This window comes from Thermomonas sp. XSG, from assembly GCF_014678725.1.
In the GTDB taxonomy this organism is placed as follows: Bacteria; Pseudomonadota; Gammaproteobacteria; order Xanthomonadales; family Xanthomonadaceae; genus Thermomonas.
The window spans coordinates 1343546-1362153 of record NZ_CP061497.1 but is presented as its reverse complement, the minus strand read 5'-3'; the positions used below and the strand labels follow the sequence as shown (position 1 = coordinate 1362153).

The 18608-nt window shown below is 68.6% G+C and carries 21 protein-coding genes; 5 read left to right on the top strand and 16 right to left on the bottom strand.

From position 1 onward, the window contains the following. Positions 1-103 precede the first annotated feature (103 nt). The gene (locus ICG51_RS06455; protein WP_190282159.1) at positions 104-1981 is read left to right on the top strand and encodes an EAL domain-containing protein; all 1878 of its coding nucleotides are present in this window, start codon (positions 104-106) and stop codon (positions 1979-1981) included. Between the two features lie 21 nt (positions 1982-2002). On the opposite strand, the gene ICG51_RS06450 is transcribed toward ICG51_RS06455, so the two are convergent. From ICG51_RS06450 to glnA, 4 genes are all read right to left on the bottom strand, one after another. Beyond that, on the bottom strand, positions 2003-3355 hold the full coding sequence (locus ICG51_RS06450; RefSeq protein ID WP_190282158.1) for an ammonium transporter: 1353 nt from the start codon (positions 3353-3355) through the stop codon (positions 2003-2005). A gap of 19 nt (positions 3356-3374) precedes the next feature. Continuing rightward, positions 3375-3713: a P-II family nitrogen regulator gene (locus ICG51_RS06445; RefSeq protein WP_190282157.1), complete on the bottom strand. Its 339-nt coding sequence runs from the start codon at positions 3711-3713 to the stop codon at positions 3375-3377. A gap of 19 nt (positions 3714-3732) precedes the next feature. Further along, positions 3733-4452, bottom strand: coding sequence for a TorF family putative porin (locus ICG51_RS06440; protein ID WP_190282156.1), 720 nt, complete (start codon positions 4450-4452; stop codon positions 3733-3735). A gap of 274 nt (positions 4453-4726) precedes the next feature. Further along, complete coding sequence (glnA, locus tag ICG51_RS06435; RefSeq protein ID WP_190282155.1) at positions 4727-6136, bottom strand: type I glutamate--ammonia ligase; 1410 nt, start codon at positions 6134-6136, stop codon at positions 4727-4729. Between the two features lie 247 nt (positions 6137-6383). On the opposite strand from glnA, the gene ICG51_RS06430 reads away from it, so the two are divergent. Together ICG51_RS06430 and ICG51_RS06425 are read left to right on the top strand one after the other, a co-directional pair. Further along, entirely contained in the window at positions 6384-7274 is an 891-nt protein-coding gene (locus tag ICG51_RS06430; RefSeq protein ID WP_190282154.1) for an undecaprenyl-diphosphate phosphatase, read from the top strand. Positions 7275-7299: 25 nt separating this feature from the next. After that, positions 7300-7878: an META domain-containing protein gene (locus ICG51_RS06425; RefSeq protein WP_190282153.1), complete on the top strand. Its 579-nt coding sequence runs from the start codon at positions 7300-7302 to the stop codon at positions 7876-7878. A 74-nt stretch (positions 7879-7952) separates the two neighbouring features. Here the strand turns inward: ICG51_RS06425 and rpmG are convergent, their stop codons facing one another. From rpmG to rsmG, 8 genes are all read right to left on the bottom strand, one after another. After that, entirely contained in the window at positions 7953-8117 is a 165-nt protein-coding gene (gene rpmG, locus ICG51_RS06420; RefSeq protein ID WP_028840080.1) for a 50S ribosomal protein L33, read from the bottom strand. A gap of 13 nt (positions 8118-8130) precedes the next feature. After that, on the bottom strand, positions 8131-8367 hold the full coding sequence (gene rpmB / locus ICG51_RS06415; protein ID WP_138346623.1) for a 50S ribosomal protein L28: 237 nt from the start codon (positions 8365-8367) through the stop codon (positions 8131-8133). Positions 8368-8535: 168 nt separating this feature from the next. Continuing rightward, entirely contained in the window at positions 8536-10308 is a 1773-nt protein-coding gene (locus tag ICG51_RS06410; RefSeq protein ID WP_223809569.1) for a DUF885 family protein, read from the bottom strand. Between the two features lie 80 nt (positions 10309-10388). Further along, positions 10389-10712 carry a lipid-A-disaccharide synthase N-terminal domain-containing protein gene (locus ICG51_RS06405; RefSeq protein ID WP_138347763.1) on the bottom strand — a complete coding sequence of 108 codons (324 nt, stop codon included), beginning with the start codon at positions 10710-10712 and terminating at the stop codon, positions 10389-10391. A 32-nt stretch (positions 10713-10744) separates the two neighbouring features. Beyond that, positions 10745-11476 (bottom strand): glycosyltransferase family 2 protein, encoded by a 732-nt coding sequence (locus tag ICG51_RS06400; protein ID WP_190282151.1) that lies wholly within the window; start codon positions 11474-11476, stop codon positions 10745-10747. 13 nt (positions 11477-11489) lie between these two features. Next, on the bottom strand, positions 11490-12431 hold the full coding sequence (locus ICG51_RS06395; RefSeq protein ID WP_190282150.1) for a ParB/RepB/Spo0J family partition protein: 942 nt from the start codon (positions 12429-12431) through the stop codon (positions 11490-11492). Further along, positions 12428-13222 carry a ParA family protein gene (locus ICG51_RS06390; protein WP_190282149.1) on the bottom strand — a complete coding sequence of 265 codons (795 nt, stop codon included), beginning with the start codon at positions 13220-13222 and terminating at the stop codon, positions 12428-12430. Before ICG51_RS06390 ends, ICG51_RS06395 begins: the two co-directional genes overlap by 4 nt. A 61-nt stretch (positions 13223-13283) precedes the next feature. Further along, positions 13284-13925, bottom strand: a complete 642-nt coding sequence (gene rsmG / locus ICG51_RS06385; RefSeq protein ID WP_190282148.1) for a 16S rRNA (guanine(527)-N(7))-methyltransferase RsmG — start codon at positions 13923-13925, stop codon at positions 13284-13286. A gap of 183 nt (positions 13926-14108) precedes the next feature. On the opposite strand from rsmG, the gene ICG51_RS06380 reads away from it, so the two are divergent. After that, entirely contained in the window at positions 14109-14357 is a 249-nt protein-coding gene (locus ICG51_RS06380; protein WP_190282147.1) for a GlsB/YeaQ/YmgE family stress response membrane protein, read from the top strand. Between the two features lie 93 nt (positions 14358-14450). Here the strand turns inward: ICG51_RS06380 and xth are convergent, their stop codons facing one another. Further along, positions 14451-15221 carry an exodeoxyribonuclease III gene (gene xth, locus ICG51_RS06375; RefSeq protein WP_190282146.1) on the bottom strand — a complete coding sequence of 257 codons (771 nt, stop codon included), beginning with the start codon at positions 15219-15221 and terminating at the stop codon, positions 14451-14453. 107 nt (positions 15222-15328) lie between these two features. Here xth and ICG51_RS06370 point away from each other — a divergent pair, with 107 nt between their 5' ends. Then, on the top strand, positions 15329-15469 hold the full coding sequence (locus tag ICG51_RS06370; RefSeq protein ID WP_190282145.1) for a hypothetical protein: 141 nt from the start codon (positions 15329-15331) through the stop codon (positions 15467-15469). Here ICG51_RS06370 and ICG51_RS06365 read toward each other — a convergent pair. From ICG51_RS06365 to ICG51_RS06355, 3 genes are all read right to left on the bottom strand, one after another. After that, entirely contained in the window at positions 15466-16206 is a 741-nt protein-coding gene (locus ICG51_RS06365) for a DNA-formamidopyrimidine glycosylase family protein (protein WP_190282144.1), read from the bottom strand. The genes ICG51_RS06370 and ICG51_RS06365 overlap by 4 nt on opposite strands. After that, positions 16199-17056, bottom strand: a complete 858-nt coding sequence (locus tag ICG51_RS06360) for a DUF72 domain-containing protein (protein ID WP_190282143.1) — start codon at positions 17054-17056, stop codon at positions 16199-16201. The genes ICG51_RS06365 and ICG51_RS06360 overlap by 8 nt, the downstream gene beginning before the upstream one ends. A 126-nt stretch (positions 17057-17182) precedes the next feature. Continuing rightward, complete coding sequence (locus ICG51_RS06355) at positions 17183-18592, bottom strand: coniferyl aldehyde dehydrogenase (RefSeq protein ID WP_190282142.1); 1410 nt, start codon at positions 18590-18592, stop codon at positions 17183-17185. Positions 18593-18608 lie beyond the last annotated feature (16 nt).

Below are 18608 nucleotides of genomic sequence, written 5' to 3'. Positions count from 1 at the left end.
GGATCTTAGCCCGTGCTTGGGCCCGGAGGGGCTGCTAGCCTGTCGCCACTAATCGCAAAGTGCATCCGGCAGCATGCCCCAGTCATTGCCCGCATCCATGGACATGTCGCATGCCGCGGGCCTCGCGTGGCTGCGGCAGCGACGCCTGCAGCAGCTGCTGTGGGTGCTCATGGCGGTGTTTGGCCTGCTGATCGTGATGAACCTTGTTTTCGGGCGCTACCGCAGTGCCGGACTGGAGATGGTGATTGTCTTGTCGCTGGCGCTGGCGATGCACTGGAACCAGCGCGCCCGGACAATGCATGCGGTCGGGCTGACGGTGGCCACGCTGCTGCTGGGGCTGTGCGTCCTCATGGTCAACAACCAGGGCCTGTACGACGAGGCGCCAATGGCGTTCCCGGCGCTGCTGCTGTTTGCCGGGCTGTTCGGCTTCAGGCGCATGTTCTGGGGCTTGGTGTGCGGCATGCTGGCTGTGGTGGCGCTGTTGTTCTTCCTGCACCAGGCCGGGGTGTTCCATAGCGCGCCGGTGATGCCGCTGGACTGGCGGCGGCCGTTCGTCATCGGCCTGATCGTGCTGGTCACCGGTCTGTTCGCGTGGCTGCTCACCAGTGACCTGATGCTGGCGATGCGCCAGCTGGAAGCGGAAAAACGCGCGCTGGAGGCATCGCACGCGCGGATCGAGGTGCTGGCGCAGCGCGACAGCCTGACCGGCCTGCCCAACCGTTCGCTGGCGAGCGAACGGCTGGGCTTCCTGCTGCAGCAGGCGCGGCGCAGCGGCGGCATGGTCGCGGTGATGTTCCTCGACCTCGACAACTTCAAGACCATCAACGATTCGCTGGGCCACGCCGCCGGCGACGACCTGCTCTGCCAGGTCGCCGACAAGCTGCGCGCCTGCGTGCGCGAGACCGACACGGTGGCGCGGGTGTCCGGCGACGAGTTCCTGATCCTGCTCGGCGACCTGCAGGACGAGGACGCGATCGTGGCGGTGGTGGCGAAGGTGACCCATCTGCTGGGCCGCGCGTTCACCGTCGAGGGCGTGGAGGTGCTGGCCACCGCTTCGCTCGGGATCGCGGTGGCGCCGCGCGACGGCGACAGCGCCGACCTGCTGCTGAAGAACGCCGACACCGCCATGTACCAGGCCAAGGATGCCGGCCGCAACACGTTCTGCTTTTTCGACGCCAGCATGAACGAGAGCGTCACCGAGCACCTGCATATCGCCTCGGGCCTGCGCTCGGCGCTGGCATCGGGTGAGCTGCAGCTGCACTACCAGCCGCAGTTCGACCTGCACAGCGGGCGCATCCTCGGCGCCGAGGCGCTGCTGCGCTGGCATCACCCGGAGCTGGGCTGGATCCCGCCCGGCAAGTTCATCCCGATCGCCGAACGCAGCGGCCTGATCAACGAACTTGGCACCTGGGTGCTGCGGCAGGCCTGCCGTGACGCCCAGGCCTGGCGCAGCGATGGCCTGGGCGAGCTGCGGGTGGCGGTGAACGTGTCGCCGCTGCAGTTCCGCCGCGACGACATCGAGCGCGAAGTCGCGCAGGCGCTGTTGGCCAGCGGCCTGCCGGCCACCGCGCTGGAGCTGGAATTGACCGAGTCGCTGCTGGTGGCCGACGCGCGCAACATCGGCGACGTGCTGCAGCGGCTGGGCGCGCAGGGGGTGCAGATCGCCATCGACGACTTCGGCACCGGCTATTCCAACCTCGGCTACCTGCGCCGCTTCTCGGTGCACCGGCTGAAGATCGACCAGTCGTTCGTGCGCCGGATGTGCATCAACGCCCATGACGAGGGACTGGTGCGCGCGATCATCGAAATGGCGCACTGCCTGGACCTGCAGACCATTGCCGAGGGCGTGGAGGACAGTCAGACCCTGGAGCGCCTGCACGCATTCGGTTGCGAATCCGCGCAGGGCTTCCACTGGTCGCCGGCGCTGCCGGGGGACGCCTTCGTCGAGTTCGTGCGCGATCGGCAGGCCGTGGCCGGCTGAGCGGCCACGGCCTGCCCGGTTTCAGCCGGGGTAGGCGGCTTCGCCGTGCGAGGCGACGTCCAGGCCTTCGCGCTCGGCCTCCTCGTCCACCCGCAGGCCGCCGCAGGCAAGGCCCGCGATCCAGAAGGCCAGCGCTGATACCACGCCGATCCAGCCCAGGGTGACCACCACGCCAAGGGCCTGCACGCCGGTCTGGGCAAGGATGTCGTAACCCGCCGCCACCGACCGGGTGCCGCCCAGACTGTCGGCGGAGAACACGCCGGTCAGCAGGGCCCCGATGATCCCGCCCAGCCCGTGCACGCCGAACACGTCGAGGCTGTCGTCGGCATCCAGCAGCCGCTTCAGTCCGGTCACGCCCCACACGCAGGCCATGCCGGCGATGAGACCCAGTGCGATCGCGCCGAACGGCCCCACCGTCCCGCAGGCCGGGGTGATCGCCACCAGCCCGGCGACCATGCCCGAGGCCACGCCCAGCGCCGAGGCCTTGCCCTTCGCCAGCTTCTCCACCAGCGCCCAGCCGAGCACCGCAGCCGCCGGCGCCAACAGGGTGTTGAGGAAGGCCAGCCCCGCGCCCGCGTTCGCCTCCAGGTTGGAGCCGGCGTTGAAGCCGAACCAGCCCACCCACAGCAGCGCAGCGCCGGCGTAGGTCAGGACGAGGTTGTGCGGCTTGATCGCCGCCTGTCCGTACCCCAGGCGCTTGCCGACGAACCACGCACCCACCAGCCCGGCCACGCCGGCGTTGATGTGGACCACGGTGCCGCCGGCGAAGTCCAGTGCGCCCTTCTCGAACAGGAAGCCGCCGCTGGCCCACACCATGTGCGCGAGCGGCAGGTAGCCGAGGCTGAACCAGATCACCGAGAACAGCAGCACCGCGCCGAACTTCACGCGCTCGGCGAAAGCGCCCACCACCAGCGCCCCGGTGATCCCGGCGAAGGTCGCCTGGAAGGCGGCGAACACGTATTCCGGCAGGGCCACGCCTTCGCTGAAGGTGGCGGCCAGCGATGCCGGGGTGACACCCCTCAGGAACAGCTTGCCGAAGTCGCCGATCCAGGCGCCCTCGCCGGAGAACGCCAGGCTGTAGCCGTAGCAGACCCACAGCACCACCAGCAGCGAGAACACCACGGCGACCTGGATCAGCACCGACAGCACGTTCTTGGCGCGCACCATGCCGCCGTAGAACAGCGCCAGGCCGGGCACCACCATCATCAGCACCAGCAGGGTGGAGACGAGCATCCAGGCCACGTCGCCCTTGTCGACCACAGGCGGGGCTGCGTCCTGTGCGAGTGCCGGCGCGGCGGCCAGGGCGAGGGTGGTGGCGAGCGCGAGCATTGCGGACAGCCGGGCTCTCCACCCGGAAGCGGAAACGGTTTTCATCGGGTTCTCCGTGGGGTGGTCAGAGGGCATCGGCGTCGAGTTCGCCGGTGCGGATGCGCACCACGCGATCGAGTTCGATCACGAAAATCTTGCCGTCGCCGACCTTGCCGGTGCCGGCGGAACGGGAGATCGCGTCGAGGGCGGCGTCGAACAGCGCGTCGGTGACCGCGACCTCGATCTTCAGCTTGGGCAGGAAATCGACCTGGTATTCGGCGCCGCGGTAAAGCTCGGTATGGCCCTTCTGGCGGCCGAAGCCCTTGACCTCGGAGACGGTCAGGCCGGACACGCCGGCGTCGCCCAGGGCTTCGCGCACGTCGTCGAGCTTGAACGGGCGGATGATGGCGGTGATCAGTTTCATGGGGTTCCCCGTTGCATGGTCAGAACGCCTTGGAGATCGACACCAGGAAGGTGTCGTCCAGGCCGTGGAGGTCGGTGTCGTTCCAGGACGCGGCCAGACTGACGCCGTTGCCGAAGGCCTTCGTGGCGCCCAGCTTCCAGTAGCCGTAGTCGAGGTCGCCGTGGTGGCGGACCCACTGCTTGCCCAGGCCGGCGTTGAGCGTCCAGCCCGGCGTGAGTTCCCAGTTGGCGGCCACGTCGAGGTCGCCGCTGCCGCGCGAACCCGGCACGCCGAACAGGTCGGTGGTGGCGTGGTAGTACTTCGCGCTGAGGATCCCGTAGCTCAGCCCGGCGTAGAGCTCGAGCGTGTCGGCGCTGTTGAATCCGGCGGGATAGCGGCCTGGATACCAGTAGTAGTTGGCGCCGACGTCGTAGCCGACGCCGCTATCGCCGAACGTGCCGGCGAACCCGGCGTAACCGTCCAGTTCGACTTGGCTGGACACCGCCGGATCGCTGTCCGACAGCCAGCTGATGCTGCTGCCCCAGGCGCCCGCGTAGGCGCCGTTGTCGGCCGTCCAGGTGATCCCGGCCTGCAGCGCGGGCTTGCGTTGGGTCTGGCTGACGCCCCGGAAAAGATAGTCGCTGGTGACGGCCACGTTGCCGCTGGTCTTGCCGGCTAGCGCGGCGGCGGGAAGTCCCGCCAGTGCGAGCGCCATCGCGGCGCCGCGGATGCAACGGATGGAACGGTGCTGAGACGACATGACGCAGGCTCCTCATAAGCGGCAGCCCTCCCCGGTCATTGCTTTCGTGCTCGTGCAGCGCAGGGACGCATCGTGTCCTGCCTGCCGCGATCGATGATCGCGATGCTCCTCCTGGTCTCCGTGTTGCGCGGCCCCGCCGCGCAGGGCTCGCTCCGCTCCCGCCCCATCCGAAAGGCCCGGGAGGGACGCACCCGTCGGCACGCCCTCCCGGCCCTCCGATCCTCGCCGGGGAGGGGAGCGAAGCGAGGATCAGCCTGCTCCGCTCCGACCTGCGTCAGATCGTGTAGTACATCTGGTATTCCAAGGGATGCGTCGCCGCGCGGAACGCGGTGACTTCCTTCATCTTCAGGCCGATGTAGGCGTCGATGAAGTCGTCGGTGAACACGCCGCCGGCCTTTAGGAACTCGCGGTCCTTGTCCAGCGCATCCAGCGCTTGGTCCAGCGAATGGCAGACGGTCGGGATGCCCTTCTCTTCTTCCGGCGGCAGGTCGTACAGGTCCTTGTCGCTGGGCGCGCCCGGGTCGATCTGGTTGCGGATGCCGTCCAGGCCGGCCATCAGCAGCGCGGCGAAGGTCAGGTAGCCACTGTTCATCGGATCCGGGAAGCGCATCTCGATGCGGCGCGCCTTCGGGTTGGCCACGTACGGGATGCGGCACGACGCGGAGCGGTTGGATGCCGAGTACGCCAGCATCACCGGCGCCTCGAAGCCCGGCACCAGGCGCTTGTAGCTGTTGGTCGTGGAATTGGAGAAGGCGTTGATGGCGCGGGCGTGCTTGAAGATGCCGCCGATGTACCACAGCGCCATCTGCGACAGGCCGCCGTAGCCGTCGCCGGAGAACAGGTTCTTGCCGTCCTTCGCCAGCGACATGTGCACGTGCATACCGCTGCCGTTGTCGCCGACGATGGGCTTGGGCATGAAGGTGGCGGTCTTGCCGTTGCGGTGGGCGACGTTCTTGATGATGTACTTCATCGTCAACAGGTCGTCGGCCTTCTTGGTCAGCGAGTTGAACTTGGTGCCGATCTCGCACTGGCCCGCGTTCGCCACCTCGTGGTGGTGCACCTCGGTCTCGATGCCGACCGACTCCAGCGTCTTGCACATCTCGGCGCGCAGGTCGTGCAGCGAATCCAGCGGCGCCACCGGGAAGTAGCCGCCCTTCACCATCGGGCGATAGCCGCTGTTGCGGCCGTCGTAGTCGCGGCTGGAGTTCCAGTGCGCCTCTTCCGAATCGACGTGGAAGAAGGTGTGGCCCATCTCGTTGCCGAAGCGCACCGAGTCGAAGATGAAGAACTCGGGCTCCGGCCCGAAGAAGCCCTGCTCGGCGATGCCGCTGGCCTTCAGGAAGGCCTCGGCGCGCTTGGCCACGCCGCGCGGATCGCGGGTGTAGGCCTGCATGGTGGTGGGGTCCAGGATGTCGCAGGTCAGCACCAGGGTCGGATCGGCGGTGAACGGATCCAGGAACGCGGTGGACGGATCGGGCAGCAGCACCATGTCGGAGTTCTGGATGCCGCGCCAGCCGTTGATCGAGCTGCCGTCGAACATCTTGCCGTCCTCGAACAGGCTGGCGTCGACGATGGACTTGGGGAAGGTCACGTGGTGCTGCACGCCGCGCATGTCGGCGAAGCGCAGGTCGACGAATTCGACCTTGTGGTCCTTGATGAGCTTTTCGACGTGTTCGAGGGACATGGCTGGCTCCGGGGCTGGGAATGGGGCACGAGGGTGCCGACAGTCACCATTAAGCATGCGGCGTGCCAATGGTGGAGCGGTCGCAACCCGTTGATTCTATTAGCTCCGCTCTTTGTGTGCGGGAGTGAGCGCACAAGAATGGTGCTTTTTAAACGGCAAATGCACAAATATTGCGCAAATTGTCTATCAGGTATGCTGCGCGACTGCCCGTGCGCCCGCGCACGCCTTGCCCGGCCTCTGCTCCCCCATGCATGAACTGCTTGCCGCCCTGCTGCTGGGCATCATCGAAGGCATCACCGAATTCCTGCCGATTTCCAGCACCGGCCATCTGCTGATTGCCCAGCACTGGCTCGGACCCCGCAGCGACCTGTTCAACATCGCGATCCAGGCCGGTGCGATCCTGGCGGTGGTGCTGATCTACTGGAAGCGGCTCTGGGGCATGCTGATCGCATTCGCCGGCCGTGATGCCCCGGCCGACTACGACCCGCTGGGCGTGCCCACGACTCCGGCGCAATCGCGGGACTATGCCTTCAAGCTGGCGGGCGCGTTCCTGGTGACGGCGGTGCTGGGACTGGCGCTCAAGAAGGCCGACCGCATCGGCGCGCTGTTCGGCCAGCAATGGACCCCGTTCCATCTGCCGGCCACCGTGCAGCCCATCGCCTGGGCGTTGATCATCGGTGCGCTGTGGATGTTGCTGGCGGAGCAGTGGGCGGCACGGCGCGCGGCGCGCGAGGGCGAGCGCACCGAGATCGCCTGGCGCACGGCTGTACTGGTGGGCGTGGCACAGGTGCTGGCGGGGGTGTTTCCCGGCACGTCGCGCAGCGCCGCCACCATCTTCGTGGCCCTGCTGGCCGGTACCACCAGCCGCGCGGCCGCCACCGAATTCGCGTTCCTGGTCGGCATTCCCACCATGTTCGCCGCCACCGGCTACGAGCTGTTGTCGGTGTGGAGCGGCGGCGGCTTCGCCAACGTCGATTGGAATGCGCTGGGAGTGGCCTTCGTCGCCTCGGCGGTGACCGCGTTCGTGGCGGTGAAGTGGCTGTTGCGCTACATCCAGGGTCACCGTTTCACTTCCTTCGCCATCTATCGTCTGGTGCTGGGGGTGGCGCTGCTGCTGTGGTTGCCGGCAGGCCAGTGACGGGCGCGGCCTGGGGAGGATGGACATGCATCAACTGCCGTTGATCGTGCTGGGCGTGGCGCTGCTGGCCGGGTGCCAGCCAGCCGTGGCGCCGGCCGCGGTGCCCGCGCCGTCGGGGCAGGAAGCGCAGGCGGTTCCGCCTGCGCGCGCTGAGCCATCGCCGGAATTGCAGCAGGCAGCGCCGGCGCCTCCCGGCGCGTTGCGCGCGGTGCTGGCCCTGACCCGCCACCACTGGCGTCTGGCCAGCGCGGTCGACGTGGGCGGCAGCCGCATCGACGCGCTGTTCGTGCGCCCGGAGCTGCCGCTGCAGCTGGACTTCAATGCCTCGCTGGTCAGCGTGGGCAATGCCTGCAACGTGATGAGCGCGCGCCATGCGCCGACCGCGGACAGCCTGTCGGTGGAGCCGTTCAGTGCGGCGATGACGCCCTGCGCGGACCCGGCGCTGGGCCGGCTGGATGGCGAGGTGGCGAAGCGGCTGCAGGGACGGCTGGCGATGCGCTTCGAACCCGGCGACAGGCCGCGACTGGTGCTGGTCAATGCCGCCGGTGACGTCTTCACCTTCGATGGCGTCGACGATGCGCGGGTGGCGCCGGCCGGCGGCTGAGCCGCAGGCAAAAGAAAACCCGCCGTGGGGCGGGTTCTCCGGAAGGGCAAGGCAGGCGCGCAATGCGCCGCGACTTACTTGATCTTGCCTTCCTTGTACATCACGTGCTTGCGAACGACGGGGTCGTACTTGCTGACCTCCATCTTGTTCGGGGTGTTCTTCTTGTTCTTGTCGGTCGTGTAGAAATGACCGGTGCCGGCCGAGGAAATCAGACGGATTTTATCGCGCTTGGTAGCCATGATTCAGTCCTCCTCAGACCTTCTCGCCCTGCTTGCGCAGGTCGGCCAGGACGGCATCGATGCCGTTCTTGTCGATGGTGCGCAGCGCGGCATTGGAAATGCGGAGCTTGACCCAGCGGTTCTCCGAAGCGACCCAGAAGCGACGCTCGTGGAGGTTGGGCATGAAGCGACGACGGGTCTTCCGGTTCGAATGCGAAACATTGTTGCCGGAGATCGTGCGCTTGCCGGTGACTTGGCAGACTTTGGACACTGTGCACCTCGATGGTGTGTGGTTGTCGCCCGTAGCCCGGGTGACGGCGGCCCCGGCGTGGAATCCACGACGGGAAGCGCTGCAGGAAGCAGCGAGCCGCGCATTATGCGGGCTTTTCCCTTTGCGTGCAAACACTTGGCGTCGCGGGGGGGCGGTGAACCGCGTGGATCAGGGCGCGGCGGCCTGGACCGAGGCCACCCACGCGCGGATCTGCGCGTCCAGCACCGGCAGGGGCACCGAGCCCTGCGACAGGATGGCATCGTGGAAGGCGCGCACGTCGAACTTCGGCCCCAGCGCGGCTTCCGCGTCGCGGCGCAGGCGCATGATGGTCAACTCGCCCAGCTTGTAGCTCAGCGCCTGGCCCGGCCAGCTGATGTAGCGGTCGACCTCGGTGGTCACCTCGTGCTCGGACAGCGCGGTGTTGTCGCGCAGGTAGGCCAGCGCCTGTTCGCGGGTCCAGCCCTTGTGGTGGACGCCGGTGTCGATGACCAGCCGGCAGGCGCGCCACATCGCGTAGGTCAGCCGGCCGAAATCGTCGTAGGGCGTCTCGTAGATGCCCATTTCCTTGCCCAGCCACTCGCTGTACAGGCCCCAGCCTTCGCCATAGGCGCTGATGTACTCCCGGCGGAAGCCGGGCACTTGGCCCTGTTCCTGCACCAGCGAGCCCTGCAGCGCATGGCCGGGGGCGGATTCGTGCAGGGTCAGCGCCGGCAGGTTGTACAGCGGGCGGCTGGGCAGGTCGTAGGTGTTCACCCAGTAGGTGCCCGCACCGCCGCGGCCGGCGGTCCAGAACGGCGCGATCGCCGGCGGCACCGGCACGATGGTGAAGCGGCCGCGCGGCAGGGTGCCGATGATCCTGCCAATCTGCCCGTCCACGCGCTTGCTGATCCAGGCGGCGTGGTTGAGCAGCTCCTGCGGGGTCTTGGCGTAGAACTGCGGGTCGGTCCGCAGGAAGGTCAGGAAATCGTTGAAGCGGGTTGCCTTCGACTGTCCAGCGAAGCCCAGCCCCTCGATGATCGCCTCCATCTCCGCGCGGATGCCGGCCACTTCCCGCAGGCCGATGGCGTGGATCTGGTCCGGGGTCAGGTCCAGGGTGGTGTACTTGCGGATCTGCTCGCGGTACCAGGCTTCACCGTTCGGCATCGCTTCCGCCGCCAGCGTGGCGCGCGCGTTCGGCATGTACTCGCTGCGGAAGAACCCCAGCAGCTTGGCGAACGCGGGAATCACTGCATCGCGGATCGCGGCGCGGCCTTCGGCGCGCAGTGCGTCCTGCTCGGCGGCGGGGATGCCGGCCGGCATGGACTTGTAGGGCGCCCACAGCGACGCGGCTTCCGGGTCTTTCAGCTCCGCGGTCATCGCGATCGAAAGGTCGCGACCGGGCAGCACGGCGCGCGGCACCGAGAAGCCGCGCGCCAGCCCCGCGCGCATGTTGGCGATCTGCTGGTCGAAGTAGCGCGGCACGTCGCGCAGGCGCGCCGCATAGGCGCGGTAGTCGTCGGCGCTGCGCAGGTTGGCGCGGGCCATGAAGTCGAGGTTGGACCAGAACGAGCTGTCGGAATTGAACGGCATCTCGTGATCGCGCAGGCGGATCTCCGCCGCCTTGTGTTCGATCTGCGGGCGGTAGATCGCGTAGTTCACCTGCTCGCCCGGCGACAGCGCGGCCACGTCGATGCCATCGAGCTGGCGCAGCACGCCGTCGAGATGGGCCAGTTCCTTCTGCAGCGCCTTCGGGCTGACGTCGGGCAGGGTGCGCGAGGGCTTGCGGCCGGTTTCATCGCTGTCCTCGGTCCACGCCCCGGCCAGCTGCATCCGCCATTTCCATTCGTCTTGGTAGACCGCGCGGAACGCGGCATCGGCGGCATTGGCCGACTGGGTGACGGCCGGCGCGGCTGGCGGCGTCTGTGCAAGGGCGAGGGCGGGCGACAGGCACAGGGCCAGCAGGCTGGCGCGGACGAGGGACTTCACGGGGCGGGAACCGGCGGTGGCGGGGTGCCGGGATCGTAGCACCGGCGGCACGCGGCTCAATGGCCGGCGCGGTCGCGCTTCCAGCCGCGGTGGCGGATGTCCAGGTACAGGCTGTAGCAGGCGGTGAAGCTCGGGAACAGGTTCTGCAGGATGCCCACGGCGTCGTTCTTGCCGAACACGAAATAGCTCAGCGTCATCAGGCTGCCGAGGATGCTCATGTACCAGAACAGCCGCGGGATCACCGGCTTGCCGTGGCGCTTGCTGGCGATGAACTGCACCAGCCAGCGGCCGCCGAACATCAGTGCGCCGACCAGTCCGATCAGCTTCCAAGGACTCATGTGGATGCCGGTCCACGCAAGCGCCGCCAGCGGCGTGTCCATGAAGCCGACCGGCGGCGCCGCCAGCATCGCGATCACCGCGGCAGTTCCTCGGTGCCGGTGCGTCGGCTGCGCTGGATCAGCCAGGACACGCCGAACAGGTCCTTGATGCCGACGATGGCGCGGCCGAGGTTGTTGTACTTGGACACGCCGGCGGTGCGGTGGCGGTGGTTCACCGGCACGCTGACGGTCTGCCAGCCGGCGCGCTGCATCAGCGCCGGCAGGTAGCGGTGCATATGGTCGAAGTAGGGCAGGTCGAGGAAGGCCTCGCGCGCGAACAGCTTGATGCCGCAGCCGGTATCCGGGGTGGCGTCGCGCAGCATGCGGCTGCGGATCGCGTTGGCGAATTTCGACGCCCAGCGCTTGCTGCCGCTGTCCTGACGGTTGACCCGCCAGCCGGCGAACAGCTTCACCTCCGGTGTCGAGGCATCGCGCTTGGCCAGCAGGTCGGGGATGTCGGCCGGATCGTTCTGGCCGTCGCCGTCGAGGGTGGCGATCCACGGCGCGCGCGCGGCCTTCACCCCGTTGCGCACCGCGGTGCTCTGGCCGGCGTTGGACAGGTGGCGGACCACCCGCAGTTCCGGCGTCGCCGCCTGCAGCTCGCGCAGGCGCGCCAGGGTGGCGTCGCGGGAGGCGTCGTCGACGTACACGATCTCGAAGTCGATACGGCCGCGCAGCGCGGCGAGGATCTCGCCGACCAGCGGGGCGACGTTGTCTTCCTCGTTATGGACCGGGACGACGACGGAGAGTTGCGGCGATCCGCTCATGCGCGCTGTGTCCTCACGACCGGTTGCGCAGCCGCTCCAGCACGCCGTCCAGCGCGTCGAGGTTGGCGTAGTGGATCACCAGCTTGCCCTTGTTGCCACGGCCGTTGAGCACGTTGACCCTGCTGCCCAGCGTCTCCGACAGCTCGCGCTCCAGCGCGGCGATGTCGGCCTGCGGCGGCTTCGCCTTGGGTGTGGACTTCCGGGGCTCCACCGGCACCTTGCCGGCGGCGATCTGCTGGACGCGGTGTTCGACCTGGCGCACCGACCAGCCTTCCTCGGCCGCCTGTTTCGCCAGTGCCACCGCCATCGGTTCGGCCAGCGGCAGCAGCGCGCGCGCGTGGCCCATTTCAATCGCGCCGGTCTGCACCAGCACGCGCACGGCTTCCGGCAGCTCCAGCAGCCGCAGCAGGTTGGACACCGCGGCGCGCGAGCGGCCCACCGCCTCGGCTGCGGCGGCGTGGGTCAGGTCGAATTCGTCGATGAGGCGCTGCAGCGCCTGCGCTTCCTCCAGCGGGTTGAGGTCCTCGCGCTGGATGTTCTCGATCAGCGCCATCGCCACCACGGTGCGGTCGTCGACTTCGCGCACCACCACCGGCACTTCGGCGAGGCCTGCGCGCTGCGACGCACGCCAGCGGCGCTCGCCGGCGATGATCTCGTAGGTGCGGCCGCCCTTGCCGTCGGCGCCGAGGCGCTCGCGCACCACGATCGGCTGGATCACGCCCTGCGCGCGGATCGACGCGGCCAATTCCTCCAGCTTGGCGTCGTCCATGGTGCGGCGCGGCTGGTACTTGCCCGAGACCATCGCATCCACCGGCAGCGTGCGCAGCACGTCGCCCGGCATCGCCTGCAGCGCCGGTGCCTCCGCCGCGGCCTTGGGGCCGAGCAGCGCTTCCAGTCCGCGGCCCAGGCCGCGCTTCTTGGCACCGCCCTTTGCGGCCTCCTTGCCAGCAGTCATGCGGCGGTCTCCTTCTGTTTCTGGCTGCGCTCGCGCTGGCGGCGCAGGACTTCGCCGGCAAGGCCAAGGTAGGCCACGCTGCCGCGGCTGGCCTTGTCGTAGCCGAGGATGCTCTGGCCGTGGCTGGGCGCTTCGGCGAGGCGAACGTTGCGCGGCACGATGGTGCGGAACACGAGGTCGCCGAAATGGTTGGTGAGCTCGGCCGACACCGCGTTGGCGAGGTTGTTGCGCACGTCGAACATGGTGCGCAGCACGCCTTCGATCTCGAGCTGCGGGTTGAACCGGCCCTTCAGGCCTTCGATGGTGTCGATCAGCGCCGACAGGCCTTCCAGCGCGTAGTACTCGCACTGCATCGGCACCAGCACGGAATCCGCCGCGGTGAGCGCGTTGAGGGTGAGCACCGACAGGGAGGGCGGGCAGTCGATCAGCACGAAGTCGTAGCGGCCGCGCAGGGTTTCCAGTGCCGCTTTCAGCCGCCCTTCGCGGTTGGCCGCGTCCATCAGCTGGATCTCGGCGGCGGTCAGGTCGATGTTGCCGGGCAGCAGGTCGTAGCCGTCGGCGCAGCCCACCACCGCATCCGCCGGCAGCGCCTCGCCCAGCAGGACGTCGGTCACCGAGGCGCCGAGCTCGCGCTTGTCGACCCCGCTGCCCATGGTGGCGTTGCCCTGCGGATCCAGGTCCACCAGCAGCACGCGCTTGGGCGTCCGCGCCAGCGCGGCGGCGAGGTTGACGGCGGTCGTGGTCTTGCCGACCCCGCCCTTCTGGTTGGCAATGGCGATGATGCGGGCCATGCGGCGTGTGTTCCCGAGGCTGGGCCTGCGCCGGGGCAGGCAGGCGACAGAGGATTATGCCTTATGCCCGGGTACGGACGATTTCCAGCAGATGGCGTTCGGCGGAAAGCCCCGGCACGCGCAGCGGATGGATCGCGGCGACCCGCCAGCCGGCCGGCAGCGCAGCGATCTCGTCTTCGGGCAGCACGCCCTTCATTGCCAGCAGCCTGCCGTCGGCCCCGGGCAGATGGCCACCCAGCTCCAGGATCAGCGGCAGGGTGGCCAGTGCGCGCGCGGTGATGGCATCGAAGGTGGTGCCTGGCCGGAATGCCTCGATCCGCGATTCCGCCACCTGCACGTTGGCCAGCTTGAGCTGGCGCACTGCCTCGCGCAGGAACCGGGCCTTCTTGCCGTTGCTTTCGACCAGGGTGACCTGCAGGTTCGGCGTGGCGATGGCCAGCGGGATGCCGGGCAGCCCGGGGCCGGTGCCGAGGTCCGCGAGCGTGGCGATGTCGCGCACGAACGGCTGCATCGCCAGCGAATCCAGCAGGTGCTTGGACAGCATCTCGCGCGGGTCGCGGACCGCGGTGAGGTTGTAGGTGGCGTTCCAGCGCGCCAGCAGCGCCAGGTAATCCAGCAGCGGCGGCGCCAATGCGGGATCGAGCGAGAGTTGCGCAAGCCCGGCTTCAAGCTCGGGGCGCAGGGCGTTGGTGTCCACGGTCATGTGCACAGTATGCCGCGGCGCGTGCCGCCTTCACGCCGCGTGGGCATCGCTGAACGAGTGGACGGCGACGCGAACGCGGTCATCACATGGGCTGGGGAAGACTGCAGCCGCCCCCCGCCATCGTGCGCCGGGTCAAGGCAAGCCAAGCCCATCCGGGCCCCAAATTCCATCAGGAGGCACGCAATGAATCTCATCATCTGGTTGATCATCGGCGGCATCATCGGCTGGCTGGCCAGCCTGGTCATGAAGACCGACGGCCAGCAGGGCATCATCCTCAACGTCGTCGTCGGTATCGTCGGTTCGTGGCTCGGCGGCTGGCTGATCGCCCCGCTGATCGGTGGCGCCGGCGTGATGGCCTACGTGTCCGCCTTCCTCGGCGCGATCATCCTGCTCGCCATCGTCAACCTGTTCCGTCGCGGCCGCGTGCGCTGAAACACGGCTTGACATGGATGTCAGGACAGGGAGGTCCCACGAAGGCCCGGTAACCCCGGGCCTTCGCCTTTTCAGGCGCGCGGGCGACGCCGCTCAGTCCAGCACGACGAATGCCGGGGCGTGGTCGCTGGGGCGCTCCCACTGGCGCGGCGTGCGGTCGATGCCGGATGCCACCGCCGCGCCCCGCAGCCCCTCCGAAACCAGGGTCAGGTCGATGCGCAGGCCGAGGTTGCGGCGGAACGCCGCCTGCCGGTAGTCCCACCAGCTGAAGATGCCGCCCTCGTCGTTGTGCAGGCGGAAGCCGTCATACAGCCCCAGCGCCAGCAACCGCTGCAATGCTTCGCGCTCGGCGGTGGAGGTCAGGATGTGGTCGTCGTTCCAGACCGCCGGGTCGTGCACGTCGCGCGCGTCCGGGGCGATGTTGAAATCGCCCAGCACCACCAGCTTCGGATACCGGCGCAGCTCGTCGCTCAGCCAGGCATGCACGGCCTCCAGCCAGCGCAGCTTGTAGGCGTATTTCTCGGTGCCCACGTCCTGGCCGTTGACCACGTAGAGATTGACGATGCGTACCTCGCCCACGGTGGCCGCGATCGCCCGCGCCTGCGGATCGTCGAAGCCCGGGATGGCGACCTGCACGTCGGCGATGCTCCGGTCGCGCGCCAGGATGGCCACGCCGTTGTAGGTCTTCTGGCCGTGGAACACGCTGCGGTAACCGGCCTCCAGCAGGGCGTCGTCGGGGAAGCGGTGGTCCTCCAGCTTGGTTTCCTGCAGCCCCACCACGTCGGGCGAGAATTCCGCCAGCCACTGCTGCAGCTGAGGCAGCCGCACATTGAGGGAATTGACGTTCCAGCTGGCGATCTTCATGCAGACTCTGGGCGCAGTGCGGGTCGGATGCGGCGCAGCCTACCGCACTGGGCGTCGATGGTCGCACCGCCGGCCACCCGCAGCTGCGCACGCCACCCGGAACCCGAATGCGTCGTCACGCCCGCCCTGGCCCCTGCTTTCTCTACGTGCTGCGCATGAGCGGCGCGGAGGCGCATCGTGCGTTCGGCGCCGATCTATCCGGATTGGCGCCGGGGGACGTGCTGCGGATGCTGGGCCTGCACGTCTAGGCCGGGGGCGGATACAGCGGCTGGCAGCGTTCGCAGTAGAAGGTCCGCCGGTTGCGCGCTCCCATGTGCTGGCGAGTCAGCATGCCGCCGCACTCCGCGCACTGCGACTTGTTGTGTACCAGCCAGTGCTGGCGCAGCACGTACCGCTGCTTCCATTCGAGGAACTGGAAGCTGTAGTCGCGCCCCTCCCGGATCATCCTGCCCAGCAGGCGCGGTGGTAATGCGCCGACTTCGCTGGCGGGATGCACGCGGATGCGGAACAGCACCTCGTTCTTGATGATGTTGCCGACCCCGGCGAACACGTCCTGGTCCAGCAGGGCGTCGCAGACCAGCACTTCGGGCTGCTGCCTGAGCTTGCGCCGGGCGAGTTCCGGATCCCATTCCGGCGCCATCACGTCGCCCCGCCAGTCGTAGGTGTCCTCCAGCGGGCCTTCGATGTACTTCAGAGAACAGGCGTAGAGGTTGAGCGTGCCGTTGTCGAAGCGCAGCGACACCCGCGGTGTTGCGTCCTTCTCCGCGTCGATCAGCCAGGACCCGAACATCAGCAGGTGCGCGCGCAGGCTGAAGCCACGGAACCCGATCAGGAAGTGCTTGCCCCAGCTGCGCAGCGAGACGACCCTGCGGCCGTGCATGCGCCGCAGGTCGAGCTTGCTGTTGCCCCCGACCTCACGCACCGTCCGGTTGCGGAATTTCGCCGCCGCCTCGCGCAGGATGACGATGGACGGGCCTTCAGGCATCGCCGTGGCTCGCTGCCGCGGCCGTGGCCAGCAGCTGTTGCAGGCGCAGCGCGTTGGGGATGGCGTGGCCGCGCGCGGTGTTGTCGAAGATCACCGAGGCTTCGCGCACCGCGCCGGCGTCGGCGATCGCGGTCGCCAATACCCGCAGGCGCGGCAGCGGATAGTCGCTGTGATAGATGTCCGGAGAACCGTGCCAGCGCCAGTAGCGCCAGCGGGGATCGCCACCGGGAACGGCGCCGATCACGGCGCGCGGCGGATCGGCCGCAACGCGCGAAACCCCGTGCTCCGCCAGAAGGGCGTCCGCGGACGACGTGAACCAGCTTGGGTGGCGTGGCTCGCAGGCAAGTGGCGCGCCGCTGTGCTGGCGGTACGCGCGGAAGAATGCGTCAGCGTCGTCCGCATCCAGCGCAAGGCTCGGCGGCAGCTGCAGCAGGAACCCGCCGAGTCTGTCGCCGAGCGCACCGGCCTCGTCGAGGAAGCGGTCGAGCAACGCATCGGCATTGCGCAGCCGTCGCTCGTGCGAAATCGCGCGCGGCATCTTGACGGAAAAACGGAAGTCCTCCGGCACGCTGCGCGCCCAGCGCACGTAGGTCCTGGCCTGGTGCGGCCGATAGAACGAGGAGTTGATTTCCACCGTGGAGAAGGTGGTGGCATAGCGCGCGAGCGTGCTCTCGCCATCGCCGAACAGGTCGCGATGGCGCGCTGGGATCGACCAGCCGGCGCAGCCCACGCGGATGCGGACCGTTTCCGGCTTGCGGACGGCCGACAGTCGCCGCCCGCCGTCGATTTCATCCGCGGCGGAGGTGGGTGGCGGCAAGACGCCAAGCAGCGATTTCGCGGCGGACACCATGCGGACAAAAGAACCGTCCCGACGATGAAGGCGCCGTGATCAGGCGGATCGGTGGCGGGTCATTCGTTCATGTTGCGAGGCGGTCGCGCCGGAGGCGCCCGCCGTCATCCGGTATCGCCCTGGTGCCTATCGCACGATCAGGTCGATCAGCCACTTCGCTTTCGAGTACGGCGGCTTGAGCAGGTCGCCGCCGGTGCGTCGCGCCTGCCACAGCACCGGCAGCAGCTTGCTCATCGCATCGAAGCCGGCGCGGCTGTGGTAGGCGCCCATGCCGCTGGCACCGACGCCGCCGAAGGGCAATGTGGGGACTGCGAAATGGAACAGCGTGTCGTTGACCGAGACACCGCCCGCCAGGGTGGCATGCAGGACTTTCTCCACCGACGCGCGGTCGTGGCTGAAGGGATACAGCGCCAGCGGACGGTCGTGGCCGTTGATGTAGCCGATCGCCTCGTCCAGCGTGCGGTAGCTCTTCACCGGCAGCAGCGGGCCGAAGATTTCGTCCTGCATGATCTTCGCGTCATCGCCCGGCTCCAGCAGCACGGTCGGCGGCAGCAGCCGCTGCGCCGGGTCGGCGCTGCCGGCCAGGGTGACGATGTCGACACCGCGCTGCCGCGCGTCGTCGAGATAGCCCTGCAGGCGCGCGTACTGGCCGTCGTTGATGATGCGGGTGTAGTCGTCGCGGTTGCCGAGGTCGTGGCCGTAGCGCGCCTGGATCTCGCGGCGCAGCGCTTCGACGAAGGCATCGCGCTTGCCGGCCGGGACCAGCACGTAGTCGGGCGCGATGCAGGTCTGGCCGCAGTTGAACCACTTGCCGGTAGCGATGCGGGCGGCGGCCTTCTCGACGGGATAGTCGTCGCAGACCAGGGCCGGCGACTTGCCGCCCAGTTCCAGCGTCAGCGGGGTGAGGTGGGGCGCGGCGGCGGCCATCACCTTGCGGCCCACCGCGGTGGAACCGGTGAACACCAGATGGTCGAACGGCAGCGCCGCGAAGGCGGCACCAAGATCGGCGCCGCCGGTGGCGACGGCAACGCGGTCGGTCGGGAAGACTTCCGCCAGCAGCTCGCGCAGGAAGGCGCTGGTGCGCGGCGTGTGCTCGGATGGCTTCAGGTAGACGTGGTTGCCGGCGGCGATCGCGGTGGCCAGCGGAATCAGCGCCAGGTTCACTGGATAGTTCCACGGTGCGATCACGCCGACCACGCCCAGCGGCATCGGCAGCACCTGCGCGCGCGCCGGCAGGAAGCGCCAGCCCACGCCGACCCGGCGCGGTTTCATCCAGCCGCGCAGGTGGCTGAGCAGGTGGTCGATCTCGTTCAGCGCGGTCATGCCGTCGGCGATGCGGCTTTCATCCAGCGAGCGGTGGCCGAAGTCGGCGGCAATCGTGCGCGCCATTTCGTCCAGCCGCCGCTTCAGCGCGTCGCGCAGGCGCTGCAGGTCGTCGCGGCGCTGTGCATGGTCCGGCTTGTTCGCCTGCCAGGCCGCGCGCAGGCGGGCGAGGGTGGGTTGCAGGTCGTGGAGCGGGGTGTCAGCGGTGTCCATACGGGTCAGTGTAGTC